At 65.5% G+C, this 21,633-nt stretch carries 22 protein-coding genes and 1 pseudogene; 13 read left to right on the top strand and 10 right to left on the bottom strand.

Annotation, left to right across the window (positions count from 1 at the left end; all coding sequences use genetic code 11):
• Positions 1 to 101: 101 nt before the first annotated feature.
• Positions 102 to 923, bottom strand: a complete 822-nt coding sequence (locus EPD66_RS16815) for a GntR family transcriptional regulator (protein WP_142849663.1) — start codon at positions 921 to 923, stop codon at positions 102 to 104.
• Positions 924 to 1,139: 216 nt separating this feature from the next.
• On the opposite strand from EPD66_RS16815, the gene EPD66_RS16820 reads away from it, so the two are divergent.
• The 4 genes and pseudogenes from EPD66_RS16820 to EPD66_RS24835 form a co-directional block, all read left to right on the top strand.
• Positions 1,140 to 1,898 (top strand): (Fe-S)-binding protein, encoded by a 759-nt coding sequence (locus EPD66_RS16820; RefSeq protein ID WP_221931012.1) that lies wholly within the window; start codon positions 1,140 to 1,142, stop codon positions 1,896 to 1,898.
• The gene (locus tag EPD66_RS16825) at positions 1,891 to 3,312 is read left to right on the top strand and encodes a LutB/LldF family L-lactate oxidation iron-sulfur protein (RefSeq protein ID WP_142849665.1); all 1,422 of its coding nucleotides are present in this window, start codon (positions 1,891 to 1,893) and stop codon (positions 3,310 to 3,312) included. Before EPD66_RS16820 ends, EPD66_RS16825 begins: the two co-directional genes overlap by 8 nt.
• Positions 3,305 to 3,958, top strand: coding sequence for a lactate utilization protein (locus EPD66_RS16830; protein ID WP_142849666.1), 654 nt, complete (start codon positions 3,305 to 3,307; stop codon positions 3,956 to 3,958). The genes EPD66_RS16825 and EPD66_RS16830 overlap by 8 nt, the downstream gene beginning before the upstream one ends.
• 104 nt (positions 3,959 to 4,062) lie before the next feature.
• Positions 4,063 to 4,215 (top strand): annotated as a pseudogene (locus EPD66_RS24835) (transposase); the annotation flags it as partial.
• 456 nt (positions 4,216 to 4,671) lie between these two features.
• Here the strand turns inward: EPD66_RS24835 and mtnC are convergent.
• The 3 genes from mtnC to EPD66_RS16850 are packed head-to-tail and all read right to left on the bottom strand — an operon-like array spanning position 4,672 to position 6,547.
• Entirely contained in the window at positions 4,672 to 5,355 is a 684-nt protein-coding gene (gene mtnC / locus EPD66_RS16840) for an acireductone synthase (protein ID WP_142849667.1), read from the bottom strand.
• Positions 5,352 to 5,915 (bottom strand): acireductone dioxygenase, encoded by a 564-nt coding sequence (locus tag EPD66_RS16845; protein ID WP_142849668.1) that lies wholly within the window; start codon positions 5,913 to 5,915, stop codon positions 5,352 to 5,354. The genes mtnC and EPD66_RS16845 overlap by 4 nt, the downstream gene beginning before the upstream one ends.
• Positions 5,912 to 6,547, bottom strand: coding sequence for a methylthioribulose 1-phosphate dehydratase (locus EPD66_RS16850; protein ID WP_255448547.1), 636 nt, complete (start codon positions 6,545 to 6,547; stop codon positions 5,912 to 5,914). Before EPD66_RS16850 ends, EPD66_RS16845 begins: the two co-directional genes overlap by 4 nt.
• Positions 6,548 to 6,663: 116 nt before the next feature.
• Between EPD66_RS16850 and EPD66_RS16855 the strand changes: the two genes are divergently transcribed.
• The 4 genes from EPD66_RS16855 (at position 6,664) to EPD66_RS16870 (ending at position 9,227) form a co-directional block, all read left to right on the top strand.
• Positions 6,664 to 7,764: a glycosyltransferase family 4 protein gene (locus EPD66_RS16855; RefSeq protein WP_142849669.1), complete on the top strand. Its 1,101-nt coding sequence runs from the start codon at positions 6,664 to 6,666 to the stop codon at positions 7,762 to 7,764.
• 271 nt (positions 7,765 to 8,035) lie between these two features.
• Entirely contained in the window at positions 8,036 to 8,233 is a 198-nt protein-coding gene (locus EPD66_RS16860) for a hypothetical protein (RefSeq protein ID WP_142849670.1), read from the top strand.
• Positions 8,233 to 8,772, top strand: coding sequence for a hypothetical protein (locus EPD66_RS16865; RefSeq protein WP_142849671.1), 540 nt, complete (start codon positions 8,233 to 8,235; stop codon positions 8,770 to 8,772). The genes EPD66_RS16860 and EPD66_RS16865 overlap by 1 nt, the downstream gene beginning before the upstream one ends.
• A 92-nt stretch (positions 8,773 to 8,864) precedes the next feature.
• Positions 8,865 to 9,227 carry a hypothetical protein gene (locus EPD66_RS16870; RefSeq protein WP_142849672.1) on the top strand — a complete coding sequence of 121 codons (363 nt, stop codon included), beginning with the start codon at positions 8,865 to 8,867 and terminating at the stop codon, positions 9,225 to 9,227.
• Positions 9,228 to 9,665: 438 nt separating this feature from the next.
• Here the strand turns inward: EPD66_RS16870 and EPD66_RS16875 are convergent, their stop codons facing one another.
• Positions 9,666 to 10,859, bottom strand: coding sequence for a glycosyltransferase family 4 protein (locus EPD66_RS16875; RefSeq protein WP_142849673.1), 1,194 nt, complete (start codon positions 10,857 to 10,859; stop codon positions 9,666 to 9,668).
• 65 nt (positions 10,860 to 10,924) lie between these two features.
• Between EPD66_RS16875 and EPD66_RS16880 the strand changes: the two genes are divergently transcribed.
• From EPD66_RS16880 to EPD66_RS16900, 5 genes are all read left to right on the top strand, one after another.
• Complete coding sequence (locus EPD66_RS16880; protein ID WP_142849674.1) at positions 10,925 to 12,136, top strand: polysaccharide pyruvyl transferase family protein; 1,212 nt, start codon at positions 10,925 to 10,927, stop codon at positions 12,134 to 12,136.
• Positions 12,133 to 13,407 (top strand): oligosaccharide flippase family protein, encoded by a 1,275-nt coding sequence (locus EPD66_RS16885; protein WP_142849675.1) that lies wholly within the window; start codon positions 12,133 to 12,135, stop codon positions 13,405 to 13,407. Before EPD66_RS16880 ends, EPD66_RS16885 begins: the two co-directional genes overlap by 4 nt.
• A 29-nt stretch (positions 13,408 to 13,436) precedes the next feature.
• On the top strand, positions 13,437 to 14,405 hold the full coding sequence (locus EPD66_RS16890) for a Wzz/FepE/Etk N-terminal domain-containing protein (protein ID WP_142849676.1): 969 nt from the start codon (positions 13,437 to 13,439) through the stop codon (positions 14,403 to 14,405).
• A gap of 6 nt (positions 14,406 to 14,411) precedes the next feature.
• Positions 14,412 to 15,656 carry a hypothetical protein gene (locus tag EPD66_RS16895; RefSeq protein ID WP_142849677.1) on the top strand — a complete coding sequence of 415 codons (1,245 nt, stop codon included), beginning with the start codon at positions 14,412 to 14,414 and terminating at the stop codon, positions 15,654 to 15,656.
• Positions 15,657 to 15,730: 74 nt separating this feature from the next.
• Positions 15,731 to 16,621: a glycosyltransferase gene (locus tag EPD66_RS16900; protein ID WP_142849678.1), complete on the top strand. Its 891-nt coding sequence runs from the start codon at positions 15,731 to 15,733 to the stop codon at positions 16,619 to 16,621.
• Here the strand turns inward: EPD66_RS16900 and EPD66_RS16905 are convergent.
• From EPD66_RS16905 to pgk, 5 genes are all read right to left on the bottom strand, one after another.
• Positions 16,600 to 16,896 (bottom strand): hypothetical protein, encoded by a 297-nt coding sequence (locus EPD66_RS16905; RefSeq protein WP_142849679.1) that lies wholly within the window; start codon positions 16,894 to 16,896, stop codon positions 16,600 to 16,602. The two genes, EPD66_RS16900 and EPD66_RS16905, sit on opposite strands and share 22 nt — an antisense overlap.
• A complete protein-coding gene (locus EPD66_RS16910; protein WP_142849680.1) occupies positions 16,896 to 18,923 on the bottom strand; it encodes a glycosyl hydrolase family 28-related protein in 2,028 nt (675 codons plus the stop codon). The genes EPD66_RS16905 and EPD66_RS16910 overlap by 1 nt, the downstream gene beginning before the upstream one ends.
• Before the next feature lie 294 nt (positions 18,924 to 19,217).
• On the bottom strand, positions 19,218 to 19,763 hold the full coding sequence (locus EPD66_RS16915) for an NUDIX hydrolase (RefSeq protein WP_142849681.1): 546 nt from the start codon (positions 19,761 to 19,763) through the stop codon (positions 19,218 to 19,220).
• Positions 19,764 to 19,974: 211 nt separating this feature from the next.
• Positions 19,975 to 20,202: a hypothetical protein gene (locus EPD66_RS16920; RefSeq protein ID WP_142849682.1), complete on the bottom strand. Its 228-nt coding sequence runs from the start codon at positions 20,200 to 20,202 to the stop codon at positions 19,975 to 19,977.
• A gap of 233 nt (positions 20,203 to 20,435) precedes the next feature.
• Positions 20,436 to 21,632 (bottom strand): phosphoglycerate kinase, encoded by a 1,197-nt coding sequence (gene pgk, locus EPD66_RS16925; RefSeq protein ID WP_142849683.1) that lies wholly within the window; start codon positions 21,630 to 21,632, stop codon positions 20,436 to 20,438.
• Position 21,633: the final 1 nt, after the last annotated feature.

Genomic DNA, 21,633 nt, shown 5'->3' on the forward strand with positions numbered 1-21,633 from the left:
CGCACCCCGGTGGCCTTTCGGCCACCACCACCCCACCCTCTCTTCATACATCAAATGGAGCAAATCTTCGACAAAGGAGTTATGCCTTACCCATATTTTTTTCAGGGATTTCCCTCAGTATCCGCCTTCTTCCGGGCGGCGCGGCGCTTTCTTTCCCCAGCCGATCCGGCACGCTCCAGCCGTAGCCGGGCGACATCGGCCCGCGCCTCCTGCCGGGCCACTTCGCCCATGGCTTCCTCGACGAAGCGCAGATGGCTTTCGGCGGCGTCACGGGCCTTCACAGGCGCGCCGTCGACGATCGACTGATAGAGCATCCGGTGCTGGTCCAGCAGCATGTCGCGCACGCCCTTGCGGGTGAACAGGCTGCTCCGGCTGTAAAAGACCCCTTCGCGCAGCAGGCTTGAGAGCGAGCGCGCCACATGCAGCAGCACCACGTTATGCGCCGCCTCGGCCATGGCCATGTGGAAAGCCGCGTCCAGTTCCGCCTCGCGCTCGGCATCGTCCTGCTGGTGCGCCTCTTCCATGGCGGTGAAGATGCCGGTCAGGATCTCGCAATCCGCCTCGGTGCGGCGCAAGGCGGCGCAATAGGCGGCCATCGGCTCCATGTAACGGCGGAATTCAAGATAATCGGTGGCGGTACCGGGATGGGCCTGGAACAGCCGCACCAGCGGTGCCGAGAAGGAGGGGGCGAGTTCCTCGGTGACATAGGTTCCTCCGCCGTGGCGGGTATGAACCAGCCCGTTGCGCTCCAGCGCCTGCAAGGCCTCGCGCAGGGTCGGCCGCGACACCTCCAGCCGCTCCGCCAGATCCCGCTCTGGCGGCAGTTTCTCGCCCGGCTTCAGCGCGCCGGACAGGATCAGCGTCTCCAATTGCTGGAGGACAAGGTCCGAAACCTTGGCATGGTCCAGGCGGGAATATTTCATGTGTCTCTCTCGGCAAACATCACGCGGCAATTGGTCCGAAAGCTACACCACCCGGATGCCACCTGAAAGCCATCCCTGCGGCTTGCAGACGAAAAACAGGTAAAGTTTCTTTCCCACTTTACACCCAGACGCCACCGCGATAATCCTGAGTGAAAGGATGGGCAGACCCCATCCCAAAAGCCATCAAGGAACGGGAGGCTTCGGATGTCGGGCAGCATGGCCACGACCAAACCGTCCACGGTCTATTTCTTCGGCACCTGCATCATCGATCTGGTCTATCCCCAGGCGGGGCTGTCTGCCGTCAACCTGCTGGAGCGCGAAGGCATCCGCGTGGTCTTCCCGCAAGGCCAGAGCTGCTGCGGCCAACCGGCCTATAATTGCGGCTATCCCGACGAGGCCCGCGCCGTCGCCCGCCATCAGGTGGAACTGTTCCACCAGCCCTGGCCGGTGGTGGTGCCGTCGGGGTCCTGCGCCGGGATGATGGCCAAGCATTATCCCTCGCTGTTCAAGGGCGACCCCTTCCTGCCGCGCGTCGAAAACTTCAGCAGCCGGGTCATCGAACTGACCCAGTTCCTGGTCAATGTCCTTGACCTCAAGCTCGAAGACAAGGGCGAGCCGGTCAAGGTCACCTGGCATTCCTCCTGCCATTCCATGCGCGAGATGGGCGTGGGCGACGAGCCCAAGGAATTGCTGCGCCGCCTATCCAATGTCGAGTTGCAGGAATTGAAGCGCGAGCGGGAATGCTGCGGCTTCGGCGGCACCTTCTCGGTGCGCCATCCCGAGATTTCCGCCGCCATGGCCGAGGACAAGGTGGCGGACATCCGCGCCACCGGGGCCAAGACCGTGCTGTCGGGCGATTGCGGCTGCCTGATGAATATCGGCACCCGCATGGAAGCCGATGCCAAGGAAGCGCGCGGCGAAGTGATCGACGGCAAGCATATCGCAGAATTCCTGTGGGAGCGGACCAATGGGTAATTTCGGCCCCGCTGCGCGCGAAGCCCTGAAGGACGGCCAGCTTCGCAGCAATTTCCGCCGCGCCATGGACGGCCTGATGAGCAAGCGCGCCGCCCTCTTCGCCGACCAGGACGAATGGACGAGGCTGCGCGCCCTGGGCGAATCCATCAAGGCCCGCGCTTTGGCGCAGCTGCCCGAACTTCTGGAAAAGCTGGAAGCCAATTGCCGCAAGAACGGCATCCAGGTCCATTGGGCGGAAACCACCGCCCAGGCCAACGACATCATCCTCGGCCTGCTGCAAAAGCGCGGCGCCAAGACCCTGGTCAAGGGCAAGTCGATGGTGTCGGAGGAGATGCACCTCAACGCCTTCCTGGAAGGCCACGGCATTGAGGCCCTGGAGACCGATCTGGGTGAATACGTCATCCAGCTCGACCACGAGGCGCCCAGCCACATCATCATGCCGGCGATCCACAAGAACAAGCAGCAGATCGCCCGGCTGTTCTCGGAAAAGATCAAGGAAGCCCAGTATACCGAGGACGTGGACGCCCTGACCGGCATGGCCCGCCAGGTGCTGCGGCGCAAGTTCCGCGAAGCCGATGCCGGGCTGTCGGGCGTCAATTTCGCCGTCGCCGAGACCGGCACGCTGTGCCTTGTCGAGAACGAGGGCAACGGGCGCCTGTGCACCACCGTGCCTCCCTTGCATATCGCCGTGATGGGGCTGGAAAAGGTGGTCGAGCGGCTGGAGGATGTGCCGCCGCTGATCAGCCTGCTGACCCGCTCGGCCACCGGCCAGCCGATCACCACCTATGTCAACATGATCACCTCGCCCCGCCGCCCCGGCGAGAAGGACGGGCCGGAAGAGGTGCATCTGGTGATCCTGGATAACGGTCGCTCGCGCAGCTATTCCGACGAACAGCTGCGCCGCACCCTGCAATGCATCCGCTGCGGCGCCTGCATGAACCATTGTCCGGTCTATACCCGCGTCGGCGGCCACGCCTATAACGCGCCTTATCCCGGCCCCATCGGCAAGATCCTGATGCCGCAGATCGAGGGTATGGAAGCCAAGGGCGAACTGGCCCATGCGTCGAGCCTGTGCAATGCCTGCGTCGAGGTCTGCCCGGTCAAGATTCCCATCGCCGAATTGCTGGTGCGCCTGCGTACCGAAGGCGCCCATGCCCGCGCCGACGCGCCGGTCCTGCAACCAGGCGCCGAGCGCTCGACCGCCGAGGCCCTGGCCTGGAAGATGTGGAGCCGCATGGCGACCTCGCCCACCGCCTGGAAGATGGCCGGAACCATGGCCGGGACCTTCGATCCTCTGATGCCCGAAGCCTTCGGCCCGCTGGCCGACTGGAAGAAGGGCGGCCGCACCCGTCCCCGCTTCGCCAAGAAATCCCTCCACCGCCTGCTGCGTGACAAGGGGGTGCCCGATGCCTGATGCCCGCGATTCGATCCTCAGCCGCCTGCGCGCCGCGCCGCGCGGCCCCGCCCCCGGCTCCGACTTCTCGGTGATGGAAGACCGCTTCTTCCCGCCGGAAGAACGCCTCGCCCGGCTGCGCAAGATGATGGAGGCGGTCTCCGCCGAATTCTTCGAGACCACCAAGGCGGATTGGCCGCGCTTCCTGCACGGCCTGCTGGTCCAGCAAGGAATCGGCTCGATCCTCTACGGCCCCGGCAGCGAGGCCGGACAACGCCTAGCCGAGGAATGGCCGGAAGGCGGAGCCCGCGCCGTGGCCTATGACCGCCCCATGGACAGCTTCAAGGAAGAGATGTTCAACGGCGTCGAGGCCGGGCTGACCTCGACTTTGGGCGGCATCGCCGAAACCGGCAGCCTGATCCTCTGGCCCAGTGCGGACGAACCCCGCGCCCTGTCGCTGGTGCCGCCGGTCCATGTCGCCCTGCTGGACCCGGACAAGCTGCACAACACCTTCTGGCAGGCCATGCGCGCCCTGGGCTGGAGCCAGACCCAAATGCCCGCCAACGCCTTGCTCGTCTCCGGCCCCAGCAAGACCACCGATATCGAACAGACCCTGGCCTATGGCGTCCACGGGCCGAAACGGCTGATCGTGCTGATTACGCGCTAGTCCCTTCCGTCGCTCCCGCGAAAGCGGGAGCCCATGCCGCAGCAGACCGGCCTGGGGGAAGATGGGCTCCCGCTTTCGCGCATTGTGGTTCGGGCTAGATCGGCGTGCCTTTAATCTGCATCACGATCTTTTCTCATAATCGCTCTCACCGGGCCCGCCTCGCCGGCCGCCGCTCAGTCACAGGCGGAAGAAGCGCGCTACGCGCTGTGCTGTACATGGCCGCCATGGCCGCCACTCGCCACAACCCACCTCTGCGCGAGTTCTATCAGCACCTCCGAAGCGCCGGAAAGATGCCAAAGGTCGCCCTGATCGCCGTCATGCGGAAGCTCGTGGTCCGTCTCAATGCGATGGCGCGGGAAGGCGCACAGTGGCAGGAGAAGAGCGCCGCCTGAACATGGTTGCTTCGAGACGCCGCTTCGCGGCTCCTCAGGGTGAGGCTACCTCATTGTTTTCTCTCAACAAAATAGACCTCATGCTGAGGAGCCCCGCGGGGGCGTCTCGAAGCATGGCCGTTTTGCAGGCCGTGAGTCTATTAAAGGCGTCACGCTCTAAAGGAGTTCAACAGCGTGATATGCGGACGAGGCGATACCCCCCACGCCTGCCCCATAATCTTGGTGTCTTCATGTCTTGGTGGTCCCTTGCGGCATGAAGAAACCACCAAGGCACCAAGAAGCCGGGCGCGGAAGCGGGAGTGACGAAAATGTCCGGGGAGCCTACGCCTCGACCTGGATATCGCTGAAGCTGGTCACGAAGCGGTGGCGGTCGGAATGGGGCACGCCGTCGCGGTCCAAGCCAATGGCCTGGCAGCCGGCGGCGGCGGCGGCGTCCAGTTCGGCTTCGTTGTCCGACAGGAACAGGATGTCCGAGGGCGCCACGCCGATGGCCTCGGCGATGCGGCGATAGGACTCCGCCTCCAGCTTCGGCCCCGTGGTGGTGTCGAAATAGCCCGAGAAAAGCGGCGTCAGATCGCCCGCCTGGGTATAGCCGAACAGCAGCTTCTGCGCCGCCACCGAGCCGGAGGAATAGACATAGAGCGGCAGGCCCGCTTCCTTCCAGGCCTTCAGCGCTTCCAGGGCATCGGGGTAGACGTCGCCTTTCAGCTGTCCGGCCCGGTAGCCTTCTTCCCAGATCAGGCCCTGCAGGGCCTTCAGCGGCGTGGCCTTGCGGTCTTCGGCGATCCAGCCCAGCAGGATTTCCGTCACCGCCTCGTCATCGGCATCGGGCTGGCCGGCAAGCTGGCGGGTTTCCTCCAGCATCGCCTTGACGTCGGGCCGGCTCCCCGCTTCGGCGATGAAGCGGGGAAGATGCTCGGCGGCGAAGGGGAACAGCACGTCCTTGACGAAACGGATCGAACTGGTCGTGCCCTCGATATCGGTCAGGATGGCCCGAACGGTCATGCCGCTGCCGCCTGGGCGTTGACATGCTCCGGGAAACGGGCGGCGATGTCGTCGCCGGTGAAATCCGCGACCCAGCCATTGGGGTCGGTGAAGAAGCGCAGGGCCGAGAAGCAGGGCTTCTCGCCCATGTCGAACCAGTGCTTCACCCCGGCGGGCACGCTGATCAAATCGCCGCGCTCGCAGGTGACCTGGAAGACCTTGCCCTCGACATGCAGGTAGAAGGACCCCGCGCCGTCGAGCATCAGGCGCGCTTCGTCCTCGGCATGGATATGCTCGTTCAGGAACTTGGCGCGGATCGGCGCCGGATCGGGCAGGCCGGCGGGCACGCGGGCGACATCGGCCGTCTGATAGCCGTGAATGTCGCGCTGCGCGGCCACCAGGTCGGACAGGCGGTCCAGGATGTAGTCCTGATCACGATCGGCGGTCACGTCCTCGGGCAAAGCGTGATGCTCGTAGCGCACGCCGATGGCGTTCAGTTCGCGGCCGATGGCGGCGGGATCGGTGCTCTCGAAACGGGGCGCCTCGGGCGCGGTTTCGTCGAAAATGGCAAGACGGCTCATGGGCGGAACCTCAGCTTCTCGAGTTCGCAATTCAGCAGGAATTCATAGGCGACCACATGGCGGCGGGCCTCGGCCATGGTCGCGCCCCAGGCATAGAGGCCATGGCCCGCCAGCAGGAAGCCGCGCGCCGGGCCCTCGAAGGCACCGGTCCCGGCGATCTCCTCGGCCAGGGCCGGGATGTCCTGGGAATTGGGGAAGACGGGCAGGGCCAGGGCGGCTTCATGGGTGGTCTGGCCGCTGATGGCCTTCTGCATCTCGTAACCTTCGAACACCACCGCGCCCGCTTTTTCGTGACGCAGGGACAGCAAGGTCGCGGCAGTGGAATGGGTATGCAGCACTGCACCGACCTGCGGGCAGGCGCGATAGACCGCCAGATGCAGCGGCGTCTCGGCCGAGGAATTCCTGGGCAGCGGCCCTTCGATCTGCGCCTCCAGGATGTCGGCCTCAACCAATTCACCCTTGTCCACGCCCGAGCGGGTGATGGCGGCGCGGTGCTCGTCCAGGCGCATCGAGAAATTGCCGCTGGTCGCCGGCACCATGTCGCGCTCGCCGAAATAGCGGCCCGCCGCGACGATGGCGCGGGCGGCCTCGGCCAGGGAATGGGTCGGGAAGACGATCGCGGGGCTGCTCACCGGAAACTTCTCCTGCAACGGCGCGGATTTCGCGCAAGAAATCTGTGACGCGACCTTACGAACTGTGCTTCGCAAGTTCAATACTTCAGATTTCTGTGAAAGCCCCGCTCCTCCGGATGGCCTATGATCGCGCCATGGTCACCATCGGCTTTTCCATCTCAACCCTGCGGCGCTGTGGTCCCGTCATCCTGCTTCGCGACCTGCTGGCCGGGCTGGACCGCAGCCGCTTCGCGCCCGCGATCTTCACCCTGTCGCCGGAACCGGAGGATTCGCTGCTGGCCGCGTTCCACGCCTTGGACATCCCCGTGGAACAGGCCGGGCTGGGCCGAGGCGCCGGGATGGCCGGGCTGATCCCCGCATGGCGCCGTTTCCTGAAACGCCACCGGCCACGGATCATGCATTCCCATTGCCTGCGCAGCGACGCCCTGAACGCCTTGCTGACACGCCAGGCCCGGCGGGTCTGCACCATCCACAACGATCCGCCGCTGGAATATGCCTTCCGTTTCGGCCCCCTGCCGGGCCGGGGCCTCGCCCGCCTGCATATGCGGCTGGTGCGGGACTTCGACGCAATCTGCTGCGTCTCGAAGGCGGTCCGGGACCGCTTGGCGGAAAACGGCGCCAGGAATGCGCAGATCCTGCGCAACGGCATCGACACCGCCCGCTTCCGCCCTGCCTGCGAAGAAGAAAAACGCGCCTTGCGCCACAGGCTGGGATTGCCGCAGGACGCCCGCATCCTCCTCTCCGCCGGTATCCTCGCCCCGCGCAAGGACCCGCTGGCACTCATCGACGCCTTCACCGCCCTGGGGCGTCAGGGATGTCTTCTCGTGATGCTGGGCGACGGCCCCTTGGCCGCCGCCTGCCGCGCCGCCGCCACGCCTGTAATCCTGCTGCCCGGACAGGTCGCCCATCCCGAAGACTACTACCGCACCGCCGATCTCTATGTCAGCGCCTCGCAGGCCGAAGGCCTGCCTTTGGCGGTGCTGGAGGCGCTGGCCTGCGGCCTGCCCGCCTGCCTCAGCCCCATCCCGCCCCATGCCGAGGCCGCCAGCCTGCTGCCGGGCCGCGCGCGCCTGTTCCAGCCCGGACGGCTGGCCGAGGCCCTGGCGCGGATGCTCGACGACGGGCCGCCAAGGCTGGAAACGCTGCCCACGGACGCCCTGTCTGCTACGGCCATGGCAAGAAAATATCAGGCGCTTTACGAGCGGCTTGCGGAATGACGGGCTACCCGCCCGGCCCCACTTGGGGCCCTGCCCCCAGATCATTTTCGCCGTCGTGAGCCAGCCCCTGAAGTTCCTCGGGATGAAAATCACGAAGAGCCAAATAGCGCCCCAGGGCTGACACCCCGTCTCGTATGCACCATATAATGTGATACGCAGTGTCATACATTGGCGTTGCGAAAAATCTGCTACACGTGCAATCTTGCGCTTAGATGACCTAAACGAGTGTCTGCGCTTGTGAGGGGCATTTGACGATAAAGGGTGAACTGCCGTGGCCGCGATCAAAAAAGCGATAAAGAGATTTGTTGTTCGCAACGCCACGATTGCGCCCAAGGCGCGCGTGTCGGCGAAAGCCACGCTCGAAGAAATGTTCCCCGTTTACGAACTCCCTGACGGCCGTAAGCTGAAGTCCGTCGATAAGTCCGTCCTACGCAAGGCCATGGCTGCCGCGATGGCCAAAACAGCCTGATGATTGGAGAGACGACTGCGCCCGAAGAAGAGGCGCTGGAAAAGAGGCCAGGATACAGCAACAGCTTTGCCAATCTGTGCAAGGACAGCAATGACCTGCCGGGACTGCTTGCCTACGCGCTTTATAGGCAGGCGAAGCAGGAATGGGCGTCCCAAAAACTGCGCACTGCTGACGAGGCGGCAAAATACGCCGAGTTCCACCTCACCCCTTCCAACATCGAGAACCTCCGACGCAGCGCCGAAGAAAGGATGGAACTCTTCGCCCATTCCATTCGGGATCAAGCGCGCATCTTATTCCAGGAAGAGGCCTGGGAGAGCGGCTTCAGCCGTCTTGACGGAAGCGTGAAGGCCCACATGGACAAGCGAACGGGCCTGCTGAATAGCATCGGCGCCAACATCGCAGCCTGGGTCATTACCATCGGCATTACTGCTATCGCCCTCGTCGCCTATCTTCTGCCCAATCTTGCAGAGCAGATGGCGGATCGGGTCACAGATCGAATGATCCCGTCCGCTGTGACCGCGCCAGCGCCGCAACAGTAACCTCCCTGGCTGCTGCTAGCAGGCCGTCTTCCGCTCCTTCCCCGCCTTTCCCTCAAATGATAGGCTTCCCGCTCAATCTTTGGGGGAATGACATGAAGCGTTTTCTCATCATTTCGGGGATGGTGCTAACGCTGGGGGGATGCGCCACCTCTGCACCACTAGACCTTACCCCGACATCGGCCGCCTCGGCGTCCGATCCCGAGTGGATCCGGGAATATGACGCCAAGATGATTAGTGAGCAGGCCGCCATTCAAGAGGCGAGCGGCAGGAGAATGTCAAGAAACGGTCAAATCCTCATGTGGCAAAACCTTGATTGCATGAGGAGAGTGGATGTCTCTCAACTCCGCGCAGCCAAAATCCTAATGCAGACAAGAGGATTGTCCCGCGCCCAGGCGATAGCCGAGACGCAGGCCGATCCGGGGTGGGAAATTGCGCGTCAAGGATGCGATCGCTAAGAATCAGCATCTCCCGCATCAATCATGCCCGCTTGCAACAGGTAGACGTGAACCTACCGGGCCGGGATAATGCCCTCGGTCTGCGTCCTGGGATTCTCCAAGGGTATCGCCGCGAAATGCGGACCGGGGGCCGCCAACGACCCGCATTTCGCGGCGATGCGGCCCTGGGAGACCTATTGAAGACGTCGCTTACGAAGCAGGACTTGGCACCAGCGGCCACCAGAGACGCCGTGGACGCTTGACCAACCATCGACGGCGAACTTCTCTTGGCGTCAAAGATGCGCGAACCGATATCAAGCAAGGTGCTGGGGCAGCAAGGATTTTCTGGATTCTTCCAGTCAAGGCCCTCTCGATCTTGTCGGCCTCGTCAAACAGCGGGTCAGTGTGACATCGGCCTGGGTGATGATGCTTTCTTTTATCTGTGCCCCGGGCGAGATATCAGGGTTTTCCCATAAATCCCCGACCTCTATTATTTGTCCTCTCGAAGGCCGCCAGCGCCTCCGCCCCCTCCCGGCCCAGGCGGCACAAGGCTTCCTCGTCCTTCAGAAGCGCCACGATCTGCCGGGCGGCCTGGGCGGGATCGGCCTTGTGCAGCCGGGGCTGAGGGGGAAAGAAGGAAATGCCGTCCGCCGCTTCCGCCGTCGCCAGGACGGGCTGGCCGAAGGACAGGGCTTCCAGCAGCTTGATCTTGACTCCGGAGCCGTAGGAGACCGGGCAGAGGAAGAGCGAGCTGGCGGTGAAGAGACCGACCAGCGCCTCGCGCGTCACGAAACCGCGATAGTCCATGTTGAACCGGCGCCAAGAGGACGGCAAATCGGCTGCACCCGCCCCCGCCACCACGATGCGGGCTTCGGGCATCGTCACGGCCAGTTCCGGCGCCAGTTTCCCGGCCAGCCAACCGATCGCCTCGCGGTTCGGCGGGAAAGAGGGTGTGCCGCAGAAGAACAGGCGGGGTTCGGGCCGGAAATGCCAGCGCCGCCGATTCTCGGTGGGCAGGAAAGCCTGCGACAGGGTGACATCGGCCTGGGGATAGAGGCTGCGGAACTGTCCCTCGTCCAGCGGAGAGAGACAGAAGATCTCGTCCGCCCGCGCCATGATCCGCCGTTCCAGGCGTTGCGCTTTCAGGCCCTCGCAGCGGTGGATCAGGCTTTCGGGGAAAGGCGTCAGCCGGGCGAGGTCGCCATGGAATTTCCCGGCCACGTCATGGGCGATATAGAAGATCCGCGCGCCGGGCAGCCTGTCCCAATCGGCCAAGGCCAGGGCATTCATGTGATCGAAGAGGATTGCGTCGAACTTCCCCACCGCCACGATCTCCGCAACGCGACGTCGATGGGCGCTGCAGGTGGCCAAGGCGCCATGCCAAGGCCAGGGGGAAAAGGCCAGCGCCGCCGCCAGGGCCAGCTTGCCCCGCCACCCTTCCCGGGCCCGTGGCGTCGGGCGGGGCAGGGAGTGACAGACCACCCCCAACCGGCGCAGATAACCCAGCCCCGCCTCGCCTGTCCCATCCACATCGACGAGCACGGCCGTCACCTCGTATTGGCATGCCAGTTCTTCCAGATGACACAGCCGCAGCCGCGTCTCGCCCGACCGGGGCGGAAAGGGAATGCCCACAGACAGATAGAGCAGCCGCACAGAACGCTCACGACAAATCCGTTTCCGGGTGTTTTACTGAATAAAACAACTTTAGGGAAGCGCGCATGACGCGGATCGTGATCGCGGGGGTGTCGGGGCTGCGCAATCGGGGTGTCCAGGCCCTGGTCGAGGTACTGTGCCGCCAGATCGCGGCCCATATTCCCGGAACGGCCCTGACCGTCCTGACACGGGATGCAGAGTATGACGCACCGCGCCTGGAGGCGGCCCGCGTCCTGCCAGATCATATCTGGCAGGCCTCCGCTTTCCGGCTGAAGCCCCATCTGCTGCCCCGCTGGGCGATTCCTCCCCGGCGTCCCTTCAAACCCTTGGCCGATGCTCTCAATGCCGTCGCCGGGGCGGACATGATCGTGCTGACCGGCGGCGATATCCTGAGCGGAGATTACGGCCGCATCCACGACCTGCATATCCTGCGCCTGGCCCGCCGCCTGAAGCGCCCCTATGCCCTGCTCGCCCACAGCATCGGCCCCTTCGACGATCCCAGGACATGCCGGGACATCGCCGCCCTGGCCCGCGACGCGGCACTGGTCACGGTGCGCGAGGGCGCCTCGCTGGCCTATTGCCGGGACATCTTGGGCGTGACGGCGGAGCATGTGGCCGATCCCGCCTTCCTGCTGGAATACCCCGCCGATCCGGAAGGCCTGCGCCGCCATTACGGTATCGGCCCCGACAGGCCGACCATCGCGCTGGGGATCAGCGCGGGCATCTGCCGCTACGTTGGGGCCGATGCCCAGGCCCACCGGCAGGCCTGGACCGAGGTGGTACGCTGGGGGATCGAGGAGGCGCGGGCCAATATCCTGCTGATCCCCCATGTGCAGGAGCGCCTGGGCTGGAACGAGGACCGCAGCCCAGCGACCGACATCCTGCGCGCCTTCGACTACCATCCCTGGATCCGCCTCGCCGCCGCCGACCATTCGGCCGGCGAGTACAAGGCCCTGATCGCCGGTTGCGACCTGGTGGCAGCCGAGCGCCTGCATGCCTGCATCGCCGGCCTGTCCAGCGGCGTGCCGAGCCTTTGCATCGGCTATTCCGTCAAGACCTCCGGCATTGTCGAGGACATCTTCGGCAACGGGGACAATGCCTATCGTCCCGCCCTGTCCCTCGCCGCCTTCCTGCAGCCGGGCGCGGCGGTCCGGGCGGTGGCGGAAGCCTGGGCGCAGCGCGCATTCCTGGCCGCGCATCTGGCGGAAGCCCTGCCCGCCTTGCGCCGAAGCGCCCTGCGGAATTTCGAGCTGCTGGCGGCGAGGCTGGCTTCATGATCGCAGCGGCCTTCTGGGCGCTGACCCGGATCGCCGGACAAAAGCTCGTCGCCGCCGCCGTCTTCGTCGTCATGGCGCGCCTGCTGGACCCGGCGGAACTGGGGCTGGCGGTGATCGCCCAAGCCATCGTGCTGCTGGCCGTGTCGGCCCTGCGGGCGGTCACGGATGCCGTGATCCAGGCCGAGGACGCGACGGAAGAATTCCTGTCCAGCCTGTTCTGGGCCGCTCTCGGCGGCGGATTGGGATTGGCCCTGACCTTCCTCCTGGCCGCGCCGTTGCTGGCGGCAATCTTCGGCCAGCCGGATCTCGCCCCGCTGATCCAAGGACTGACGCCGCTCTGCCTCCTGATCGCCTTGAGCGTGGTACCGGAAGGATTGCTGCGCCGCCATCTGCGCTTCCGCTCCCTGGCCCTGTGCGAAGGTGCGAGCTTCCTGGCCGGGGGCGTCCTCGCCGTCCTGCTGGCCCTGCACGGCTGGGGCGTGTGGAGCCTGATCGTCTATGTCCTGACCGCCCAGGCCCTGTTCACCGCCGCGCTGTGGCCGGTCTGGCGGCCAAGCTTGCGCTTCTCGTCCACCGCCTTGCGGCGCGCCTTGCCGCTGGCCGCGAGCATCGGCGGCATGAACCTGCTCAACCATGCCAATGCGCGGATCATGGACGTGGCGCTGGGCCTGTTCTTCGGGCCGGTCCTGGCGGCGCAATACCGGGTCGCCCATCAATTGCTGGACCTGGTGACGCACGTGACCCTGATGCCGCTGCAATCCCTGGCCCTGCCGGTCCTGTCGCGCCTGCAACACGATCCCCGGCACTTGGCCGAGACCTTCCTCGCCCTCATCCGGAAGGCGGCCTTGCTGGTCTTTCCCGTCTTCCTGGGGCTGGCGGCCCTGATGCCCTGGTTCCTGCCGCTGCTCTTCGGGGAGACCTGGCGGGACAGCGTGACCATCGCGCAGATCCTGTGCCTGATCGCCGGTCCCTATGTGATCCTGTTCTTCGCCCTGCCCGCCTTGACCGCGCTGGGCAAGGCCCGGCAGGCGCTGTCGGCCACCGCGCTGCAAGCCGGGCTGAACCTGCTGGCGGTCGCCGCCGCCGCCCCCTTCGGGCCGCTGGCCGTGGCGGGCGCCCATGTGGCCCGCGCCCATGTCACCGCCCCCTATACCCTGTGGCTGCTGCGCCGCCATGCCGGACTCTGCCCCCTGCAGTTGCTGCGCATCCTGGCGCCGCCCTTCTGCTTCGCCGCCGTTCCGGCCATCCTGGCGAGCCTTGTCCTTTTCTAACAACCCATGCTTGCGCGCATGAACATACGATGGCATTCAAAAAGGACAGCGCGCAGGAGGATGGACAAGTGAATGCCGGGACAAGGCAAAGAGAGCCAGCCCTTTCCTCACCTTCCGCGCGGGAAGAGACCATCGAGGTCGCCGCGATCCTGGCCGCCTTGTGGCGCGGCAAATGGCTGATACTGCTGTCCCTGATTCTGTGCCTTGCCGCCGCACTACTCTATCTGCGCTTCGCCACACCGGAATACCGCGCCAGGATGGTGGTCGGGCCGGTTTCCCCCTCGCTGGCCGGTCCCATGCCGCCCGCTTTCACCCTGCCCGCCTTGCTGGGGCGCGACAGCGGCGGGGACAAGGACCTCGCGCGCTTTCTGTCCATGATCGACGCCGTTTCCTCGGCCCGGCGCCTCGCCCGCAATCACGGTTTGCTGCCTATGGTCTTCGCCGAAGACTGGGACGAGGAGAAGCAGCGTTTCCAGCCGCCCTCCGGCCCGCTGGCGCGGCTGCGGGACCTGCTGGGGCTGCCGGGCTGGACGCCGCCCGACGCCCATGACCTGGCGGCCTATCTGGGACGCAAGGTCACGGTCGAGAAACTGCCCGAATCCGGGCTGCGGGCCTTGACCTTCAGCCATCCCCAGCGGGATTTCGCCATCCGCCTGCTAACCCTGCTGCACCAGGAGATCGACGCCCAGCTTCGGGAAGAAGCCATCGCCCGCAGCGAAGAGCGGATCCTCTATCTCCGCGAACGTCTGGACAGCGTGACGCGGAACGACCAGCGCCAAAGCCTGATCGCCCTGCTGTCGGAACTGGAGAAGGCCCGCATGATGCTTCATGCGGGCGGCTTTCATGCGGCGGAAATCACCGATCCCGCCACGGCGCCGTCCCGGCCCAGCACGCCGAAGCCCGCCCTGGTCCTGCTGATCGGCACCCTGGCCGGACTGGTCCTCGGGGCGGCGGCGGCGCTGGGGCTGGGGCTGGGGCTGGACAGGCTGAGGGCGTGAAGGGAAATGCGTCGGCTGGCCGTCATGGCTCTGGTGCCGGCCATGATCCTGCTGCCGGGCATCCGGCTGGGCACCCTGCCGCTCTTTACCGTCTTCCTCGCAAGCCTGCTTTACCTGCCCCTCTTCCGCCCCGCCCTCAGCCTGCCCCAGGCGCGCCTGACCCTTGCCGTCTTCTGCTATTTCCTGCTGGTCTGCAGCCGCAATGCTCTGATGCCCGAAGGCGGCCTGCGCGAGATCTTCTATCTCTGCCTGCCGCTGGCCCCGCTTTTTCTTCATGCCATGGTCAAAGACTGGTTCGACCACGGCCATGGGCGGCTGACGGTGATGCTGCTGGCGGCCCTGACGATGGGGAACGCCCTGGTCATGCTGGCGCAAAGCCTGAATCTGGGTGGCATCAACCAATCGCTGCTACCGGTCTGGCACTTCTATGCCGCGCTGACGGATTCACAGCCCTTTCTTGGCCAGTTGGACAACCGCCCCTTCGGCCTGCTGAGCAATCCCATGACGGCGGGCATGGTGGCCTATCTGGCGATGCGGGCGGCGGCGGTGCTGAGCGGGCGCCGCTGGCTGGTCTTCCTGGCCTTGCCGGTCATGCTGCTGGCCGCGTCACGTATGAGCCTGGCCCTGTTCCTGGCCTGGGAAATCCTGCTGCCGCTGCTGCTGGACAAGCCCCGCCTGCGCAGGCTCGTCCTGCTGGGCGGGGCGGCAGCCTTCGTCCTGGTCCTGCTTGCTTTCGCCGGTCAGGCCGCGCCGCAATTGTTCATTTTCCAGGCCCTTGCCACCGCCCGAAGCCTGGATGGCCTGGCGTCGGATTATTCCCTGGTCAACCGCCTGGACAGCCTGGATTGGGCCTTGGGGCATCTGGAGAAGGCGCTGGGCCTGGGCGGCCTCGTCACCGCCGAATTCAGCCGCCGCGCCATGCCGGTGGATTCGGAGTTCCTGCTGCGCAGCCTGCAATTCGGCGTGACCGGCTATCTGCTTCTGGTCCTGCTGGTCTATTTCCCCCTGCGCGGATTGCGCAACCGGGATGCCCGCTTCGCCCTCGTCTTCATGCTGGCCATCTCCCTGACCAATGCGGCGGCCTCGAACCTGCTGCTCCTGCCCTTCCTGTCCGTTTACATCCTGGCCGTGCGCAAGCGCCATCCCGTGGCTGTACCGGAACAGCCGCCATCCCCGTCGAAAGAGCCTTTTCCTGAACGCACGCGGATTGTAACCTATAGTGGTTTTGCGCAGGAAGCGCGTTTACCTTGAATAAGGATTCGCGAAAGGGGGGAAAGGGACAGTGAAAACGGCCTTCCGCAATCTCGTGCGCCAGATCCCGTAGCGTGGTGCCGTTCAGCGTCCTGATGGCAACCTATGCCGGGGACCGGGCTGAATGGCTGAGGAAAGCTCTCGCAAGCATCCGCAACCAAACGCTGCATCCCGCCGAACTTGTTATCGTTCTGGATGGACCGGTCTCCGCCGCCTCGGAACAGGTGATCACCGCCTTCCGCGCCACGGTTCCCTTTCCCGTCCTCCTGGTGAGGCTGCCCGAGAACCAAGGCCTCGCGGCGGCGCTGAATGCCGGGCTGGAGGTCTGCACCCAGCCCTGGTGCGCACGCATGGACAGCGACGACCTGTGCGAGCCGCAACGCTTCGAGCGGCAGTGGCAGGCCTTGCAGGCTGCGCCTTCGATTGATGTGCTGGGGACCTGGACGGCGGAATTCGACCAGGACCCGGCGGTCATCGAACGCTACAAGACCGCGCCCGCCGATCATGACGGCATCCTGCGCCTGCTGCGCTGGCGCAATGTGGTCCAGCATCCCACCGTGGTCTTCCGCAGCGCGCTGGTCAGGCGGCTGGGCGGCTATTCCACCGCCTATCCCTATATGGAGGATTACGACCTGTTCCTGCGCCTCGGTCAGGCCGGAGCGCGCTTCGCGGTCCTGCCCGAGGTGCTGCTGCGCTTCCGCGCCAACCGGCAGCAGCGCCAGCGGCGCGGAGGCTTTCACTATCTGGCGACGGAATTGCGCTTCCGCCGCGACTTTCACCGCCGGGGCCTTCTGTCCCTGCCGGTCTTCCTGGCCTCGGCGGCGGCGATGACGGTGTTCCGTCTGGCGCCCGAGCCGCTGAAGCTGCCGCTCTATTCCCTGGTGCGGAAGAAGCCGGAACGGGCCGACGCCGCGGTCCAGCCGTCCCGGCGCACCGATCCCGCCTATTCCGACGTCTTGGGATAGGCAGCCTTCACCGCTTCCACGGCGGCGACCCAGTGGCGGGTGCCATTGACCTGATCCCAGAACAGCATATCCAATTGCTCACGGATGGGCGGATAGGCCGCCGCGCGCAGGCCGCGATGATCCTCGGGCGCCCGCAACCCGCCCTGCTCGTCCGTGGTGATTTTGCATTCCTCCACGACCGCGCCTGCGGGCAGGGGATTGGCGCCGCCCATGTCGTCCCAGGGGCCGATATTGATGATCTCGCCTTCTGCATTCCGGATGACCGTCTTCTTCATCACGCATTCTCCACCCAGCCGGTATTGCCGGTGCCGCTGGCCTTGCGCCAGTGCTTGCCGTTCAGATTGTCGAAAACCAGGCTGCCCGGCTCGCCCGCCACCCAGCCTTCGGGCGAGCCCCACCACTGCACCAAGGCGACGCTGTTGGCGATCACCAGGCCCAGCGGCGCCCCCGCGCTGCCGCGCATCCAGACGGCGGGCGAATTGCCACGATGGAAGCGACGGCCATTGGCGTTGACCTGCTCGTACCAGCCCTGATGCTGCTCGCGCGAATGCCCGAGGATACGGATGAAGCCGCTGCCGACGGGAATGTCGGGCAGGGTCTCGCCAGGGATGTAATCCTCGCCGATCACCGTGTAGCGGCCGATGGGATAGTCGTGGAGATTGCGGCCGAACCATTTCCCGGGAAAGCCCTGCTGGCCCGGCCCGTAATGGGGATGGCGGATGACCAGCCCGTCCACGACCACTTCGGCGCTGGCGCCGTCGATGACGGTGCTGCCGTTGTAATCCATGGCGCCGCCGGACGGATTGTAGAGGTCGCCGCCCTGCCAGCGGATGCCGTTGCTGTTATTGGCCTTCAGCAGGTTATGCACCCGCTCGCATTGGCCGCCCTGGATGGTGATGCCGTCGGTATTGCTCAGGCTGACGCCGACCGACAGGCTTTCCAGGCTGGGGGCGGTGATGGTGCAGCCTGCCCCCCAGTCGAGGGCGAAGCCTGCCGGGCGCAGGGCATAGACATTGCCGCGCGCGTCGGCCTCGGCCCGGGCTTGGTCCAGGGGGATGTGGAAGCGCCCGCCATGGACCCACCAATTGTCGAAATTGATGGCGTGCTGGCCGCTGAAACCGCGATAGCCCCAGGTGGTGAAATCCTGCACCAGGAAGGCCTTCAGCGCGCTTTCCCAATTGGTCTCGCCGATCACGCCGCTGGCGCAATTATAGATGGCGACCCGTTCCGAGGTGCCGCTGGCATTCAGCGTCAGCCGCAGCCCATAGGCCGCCCCCGGCGCCTGTTCGGAATGCTTGCGGGCATAGAGGCACAGGTCGAACAGGCCGCTTTCCGGGCAAAGCGTATAGGTGCCGGCGATATCGTGGTCGCTGTCGGTGACCGTGTTGCTGCCGGTGAAGCGCCGGCCGGTGGCCGTGACATAGGGCGTGACATGGACCATGCCCTTGGTGCTGTCGTTGAAATCGGCATAGATCACGCTGCCTTCGGGCGTTCCGCTGCTGGGACCGCCCCAGGAGGCCAGCCAAGGCGCCCGCCCCTCGCCCTGGAGCTTGACGAAGGGACCGACCCGCAAGGTATCGGTGATGCGATAGACGCCGCGTGGAAAGAAGACCACGCCGCCGCCGGTCAGCCCGGCATCCCCCGCCCCGGGCGCGATGGCAGGCGGCGAGATGCTGTCGATGGCGGCCTGGATGGCGGCGGTGTCGTCGGCCACGCCGTTGCCCATGGCGCCGAAATCCTTGACGCTCAACCTCTCGCCCAGCTTGGCGGTGATCAGCCGTTCGACCGCCCCCCGCCCCGATTGCTGCACGGTCGCGGCATTGGGCGCCGCCGTGGCGGTTTCCAGCCTTTGACCGTCGGGCGACCAGCGCAGATAGGCCCCGCCGGACGGTTCCGGCAAGGTCAGGTCGGCACCGCTGCGCGTGGTGGGGCTGAGCTTCAGCGCCCGCCCGATCTCCTGGGCCACCTGCTGGGTCATGGCCGTCTGGTAGTTCAATTCGTCATTGATGACCCTGGCGCGGAAGGCGCCGCTTTCCTGGAAGTCGCTGACACGCTGCAAGGGAATGCTGCGCATGAGCGTGACCAGGCTGCCCGAAGGCGGCGCCTCGGCCAGGATGGCCTTGCCGCCGGAGGGATCGTCGATGCCGGTCACGGTGAAGCCGGTAATGGCGAAATCGCCGACGAAGACCCGTAGGTCGCGGGCATCGAAGATGCGGAAGCGGAAAGGAAATTCCCGCTGTTGGCCGTCGCCGCTGTATTGGACCCGTGGCGGCACATCGGGAAGAGGAAAGTCATTGTTCATGATTTGTTCTCCATGACAGCGCGCCCGGACAGGCGACAGGGCATCCTGCCGGAGAAACAGCGGGATTGTCAAGGAATATAAACCTTGTTAGGGCTTAGAAGTCTATGATGCTGCAGAAAATTCCTGTTTCCCTCGTCATTCCCGCGAAAGCGGGAATCCATGCTGCCGCAGCATCAGCATTTCGCGATTCGCCTCTCCACAAGCCTCCACATGGACCCCCGCTTTCGCGGGGGTGACGATGCGGGGCAGACAGAGGCGACTTTTCCGCAGACTGCTAGACCAAGCCTCTTCCTCTTACGGTTTTTCCGGGGCCATCTCGGCCCCCTGGGGCACACCGCGCGGGGCAAAGCCGCTGCGTCCCATCAGATCGCGGTCATGACACAGGGACCAGGCCACGGTAGGATAGGCCAGCTCGCCCCAAGGAATGTCGTCCCAAGAAAACAGTCCAACATCCAGGCTTTCCGGCCCCGGCGCAAAGTCGGGCGAGGTCATCTCGGCACGATAGATCATATGGACCTGGCTGATCTGCGGCAGGTTGTAGAGCGCCAGAAGCTCGCCGATCCGTACCCGCGCACCGGCTTCCTCCCAGACTTCGCGGGCGGCCCCTTCTTCGGTGGTTTCCTGCAATTCCATGTAGCCCGCAGGCAGGGTCCAATAGCCCCGGCGCGGCTCGATGGCGCGGCGGCAGAGCAGCCAGCGGTCCTGCCAGCGGCACACCGCCCCGACGATGATCTTGGGATTCTCATAAAGCACGAAGCCGCAATCGCCGCAGACGAGACGCTGACGATCGTCGCCTTCAGGAATTTTGGCAATGGAGGGCCCGGAGGATGTCGGCTTCATGCGCCAGAGTGTGGCCAAAGCCGAACCGTCGGGCAAGCCGGAAAGAAAGCCTGCGGGAAGGCTATCCCCTTCGAGAGGGGATGAGGACGGATAAAGGGATGGCCCGCCCTCACCTTTCGAGACGCCGCTTTAATTTATCACTGAGCCCTGCCTCCTGCTGAGGAACCCGCGAGGGCGCCTGGAAGCATGAAGAAGCGCTCCGGCACCCTCTTCAGACCAGGATGTCCAGATAGGTTCCGCGCGGCGCGTTGAAATCCAGTTGGATGCCGGTCAGGTCGGCCACCCAGCCCAGGGCGCGCAAGCCGATCCGGCCCGCCCCGCTTTTCGCCGCCGGCACCACGGCACCGCCCGAGGAACGCCCGCCGGGACGCCCGGCCTGCCCTACGCCGCCCAGCAGGCCGCCCCCGCGCACGCCCAATCCCTTGATGCCGTTTTCCATCGATCCTCCAAATCCTCCGGGCCGGACGAATAGTAAAGCGCCGCCCCATGCGTCGAGGCGGCCCGACAGCCTTCCTCGGCATGAGGATCAACCATCTGAAGTAAATAAATAATTAGCCCCGTGCCTTACGACGCCGCGTCAAGGACGTCTCGCAGGATGAGGCGGGATGATGGAAAAAGCGCCGGCCGCTTTCGCGACCGGCGCTCGTTCTCCTCGTCCCGACAGGGAAGGCGTCAGGACTTCAGGGCGGCGACGCCCGGCAGGTCCTTGCCTTCCAGCCATTCCAGGAAGGCACCGCCGGCGGTCGAGATATAGGTGAACTTCTCGTCCACACCGGCATGAGCCAAAGCGGCCACGGTGTCGCCACCGCCCGCCACCGTCAGCAGCTTGCCCTCTTCCGTCAGCTTGGCCGCGGCGCGGGCGACATCGTTGGTCGCGGCGTCGAAGGGGGAAATCTCGAAAGCCCCCAGCGGGCCGTTCCAGACCAGCGTCTTGCACTCGGCCAGACCGGCCGCGATCTCCTTGGCGCTGGCCGGGCCGGCGTCCAGGATCATGCGGTCGGCGGGGACCTCGTCGACGGAAACGACGCTGTTCTCGGCGCCTTCCTTGAACTCGGCGGCGACCACGGCATCGACCGGCAGCACCACCGTGCAGCCTGAAGCCTTGGCCTTTTCAAGGATGTCGCGGGCGGTATCGGCCATGTCCTTTTCGCACAGGCTCTTGCCCACATCCTTGCCCATGGCGAACAGGAAGGTGTTGGCCATGCCGCCGCCGATGATCAGGCGATCCACCCGACCCACCAGATTGCCCAGCAGTTCCAGCTTGGTCGAAACCTTGGCGCCGCCCACCAGGGCCGCCACCGGGCGGGTGGGGGTTTCCAGCGCCTTGGCCAGGGCGTCCAGTTCGGCCTGCATCAGCCGCCCGGCCGCCGCAGGCAGCAGGCGGGCGATGCCTTCGGTCGAGGCATGGGCGCGATGGGCGGTCGAGAAGGCGTCGTTGACATAGATGTCCCCAAGCGCGGCGAGGCGCTTGCAGAAATCCGGGTCGTTCTTTTCCTCCTCGGCGTGGAAACGCAGGTTTTCCAGCAGCGCCACGTCGCCGTCCTTCAGCGCGGCGACGGCCTGTTCCGCCTCGGGACCGACGCAGTCGTCACCCCAGGCGACGGGCTTGCCGCCCAGGGCCTTGGACAGCGGGTCGAGCAGCGGGCGCACCGACATCTCGGCGACCCGCTTGCCCTTGGGCCGGCCGAAATGGGTGAGGATGACCACCCGCGCCCCCTTGCGGGCCAGTTCGGCGATGGTCTCGGCGGAGCGGTCGATGCGGGTGGTGTCGGTGACCTTGCCGTCCTTCATCGGAACGTTCAGATCGCAGCGCACCAGGACGCGCTTGCCCGCGACGTTGAGATCATCAAGCGTCTTGAAGCCGGCCATG

It is taken from the genome of Telmatospirillum sp. J64-1, assembly GCF_006980715.1.
In the GTDB taxonomy this organism is placed as follows: domain Bacteria; phylum Pseudomonadota; class Alphaproteobacteria; order Rhodospirillales; family Magnetospirillaceae; genus Oleiliquidispirillum; species Oleiliquidispirillum nitrogeniifigens.

Bases quoted from the DNA above. Each gene is read 5' to 3' on its own strand.
- EPD66_RS16845 (WP_142849668.1), bottom strand. From the start codon at position 5,915: ATGAGCCGTCTTGCCATTTTCGACGAAACCGCGCCCGAGGCGCCCCGT.
- EPD66_RS16815 (WP_142849663.1), bottom strand. From the start codon at position 923: ATGAAATATTCCCGCCTGGACCATGCCAAGGTTTCGGACCTTGTCCTC.
- EPD66_RS16890 (WP_142849676.1), top strand. From the start codon at position 13,437: ATGGCATTCAAAAAGGACAGCGCGCAGGAGGATGGACAAGTGAATGCC.
- EPD66_RS16880 (WP_142849674.1), top strand. From the start codon at position 10,925: ATGACGCGGATCGTGATCGCGGGGGTGTCGGGGCTGCGCAATCGGGGT.
- EPD66_RS16905 (WP_142849679.1), bottom strand. From the start codon at position 16,896: ATGAAGAAGACGGTCATCCGGAATGCAGAAGGCGAGATCATCAATATC.
- EPD66_RS16820 (WP_221931012.1), top strand. From the start codon at position 1,140: ATGGCCACGACCAAACCGTCCACGGTCTATTTCTTCGGCACCTGCATC.
- EPD66_RS16830 (WP_142849666.1), top strand. From the start codon at position 3,305: ATGCCTGATGCCCGCGATTCGATCCTCAGCCGCCTGCGCGCCGCGCCG.
- EPD66_RS16915 (WP_142849681.1), bottom strand. From the start codon at position 19,763: ATGAAGCCGACATCCTCCGGGCCCTCCATTGCCAAAATTCCTGAAGGC.
- EPD66_RS16825 (WP_142849665.1), top strand. From the start codon at position 1,891: ATGGGTAATTTCGGCCCCGCTGCGCGCGAAGCCCTGAAGGACGGCCAG.
- EPD66_RS16855 (WP_142849669.1), top strand. From the start codon at position 6,664: ATGGCCTATGATCGCGCCATGGTCACCATCGGCTTTTCCATCTCAACC.
- EPD66_RS16920 (WP_142849682.1), bottom strand. From the start codon at position 20,202: ATGGAAAACGGCATCAAGGGATTGGGCGTGCGCGGGGGCGGCCTGCTG.
- EPD66_RS16895 (WP_142849677.1), top strand. From the start codon at position 14,412: ATGCGTCGGCTGGCCGTCATGGCTCTGGTGCCGGCCATGATCCTGCTG.
- EPD66_RS16910 (WP_142849680.1), bottom strand. From the start codon at position 18,923: ATGAACAATGACTTTCCTCTTCCCGATGTGCCGCCACGGGTCCAATAC.
- EPD66_RS16865 (WP_142849671.1), top strand. From the start codon at position 8,233: ATGATTGGAGAGACGACTGCGCCCGAAGAAGAGGCGCTGGAAAAGAGG.
- pgk (WP_142849683.1), bottom strand. From the start codon at position 21,632: ATGGCCGGCTTCAAGACGCTTGATGATCTCAACGTCGCGGGCAAGCGC.
- EPD66_RS16870 (WP_142849672.1), top strand. From the start codon at position 8,865: ATGAAGCGTTTTCTCATCATTTCGGGGATGGTGCTAACGCTGGGGGGA.
- mtnC (WP_142849667.1), bottom strand. From the start codon at position 5,355: ATGACCGTTCGGGCCATCCTGACCGATATCGAGGGCACGACCAGTTCG.
- EPD66_RS16885 (WP_142849675.1), top strand. From the start codon at position 12,133: ATGATCGCAGCGGCCTTCTGGGCGCTGACCCGGATCGCCGGACAAAAG.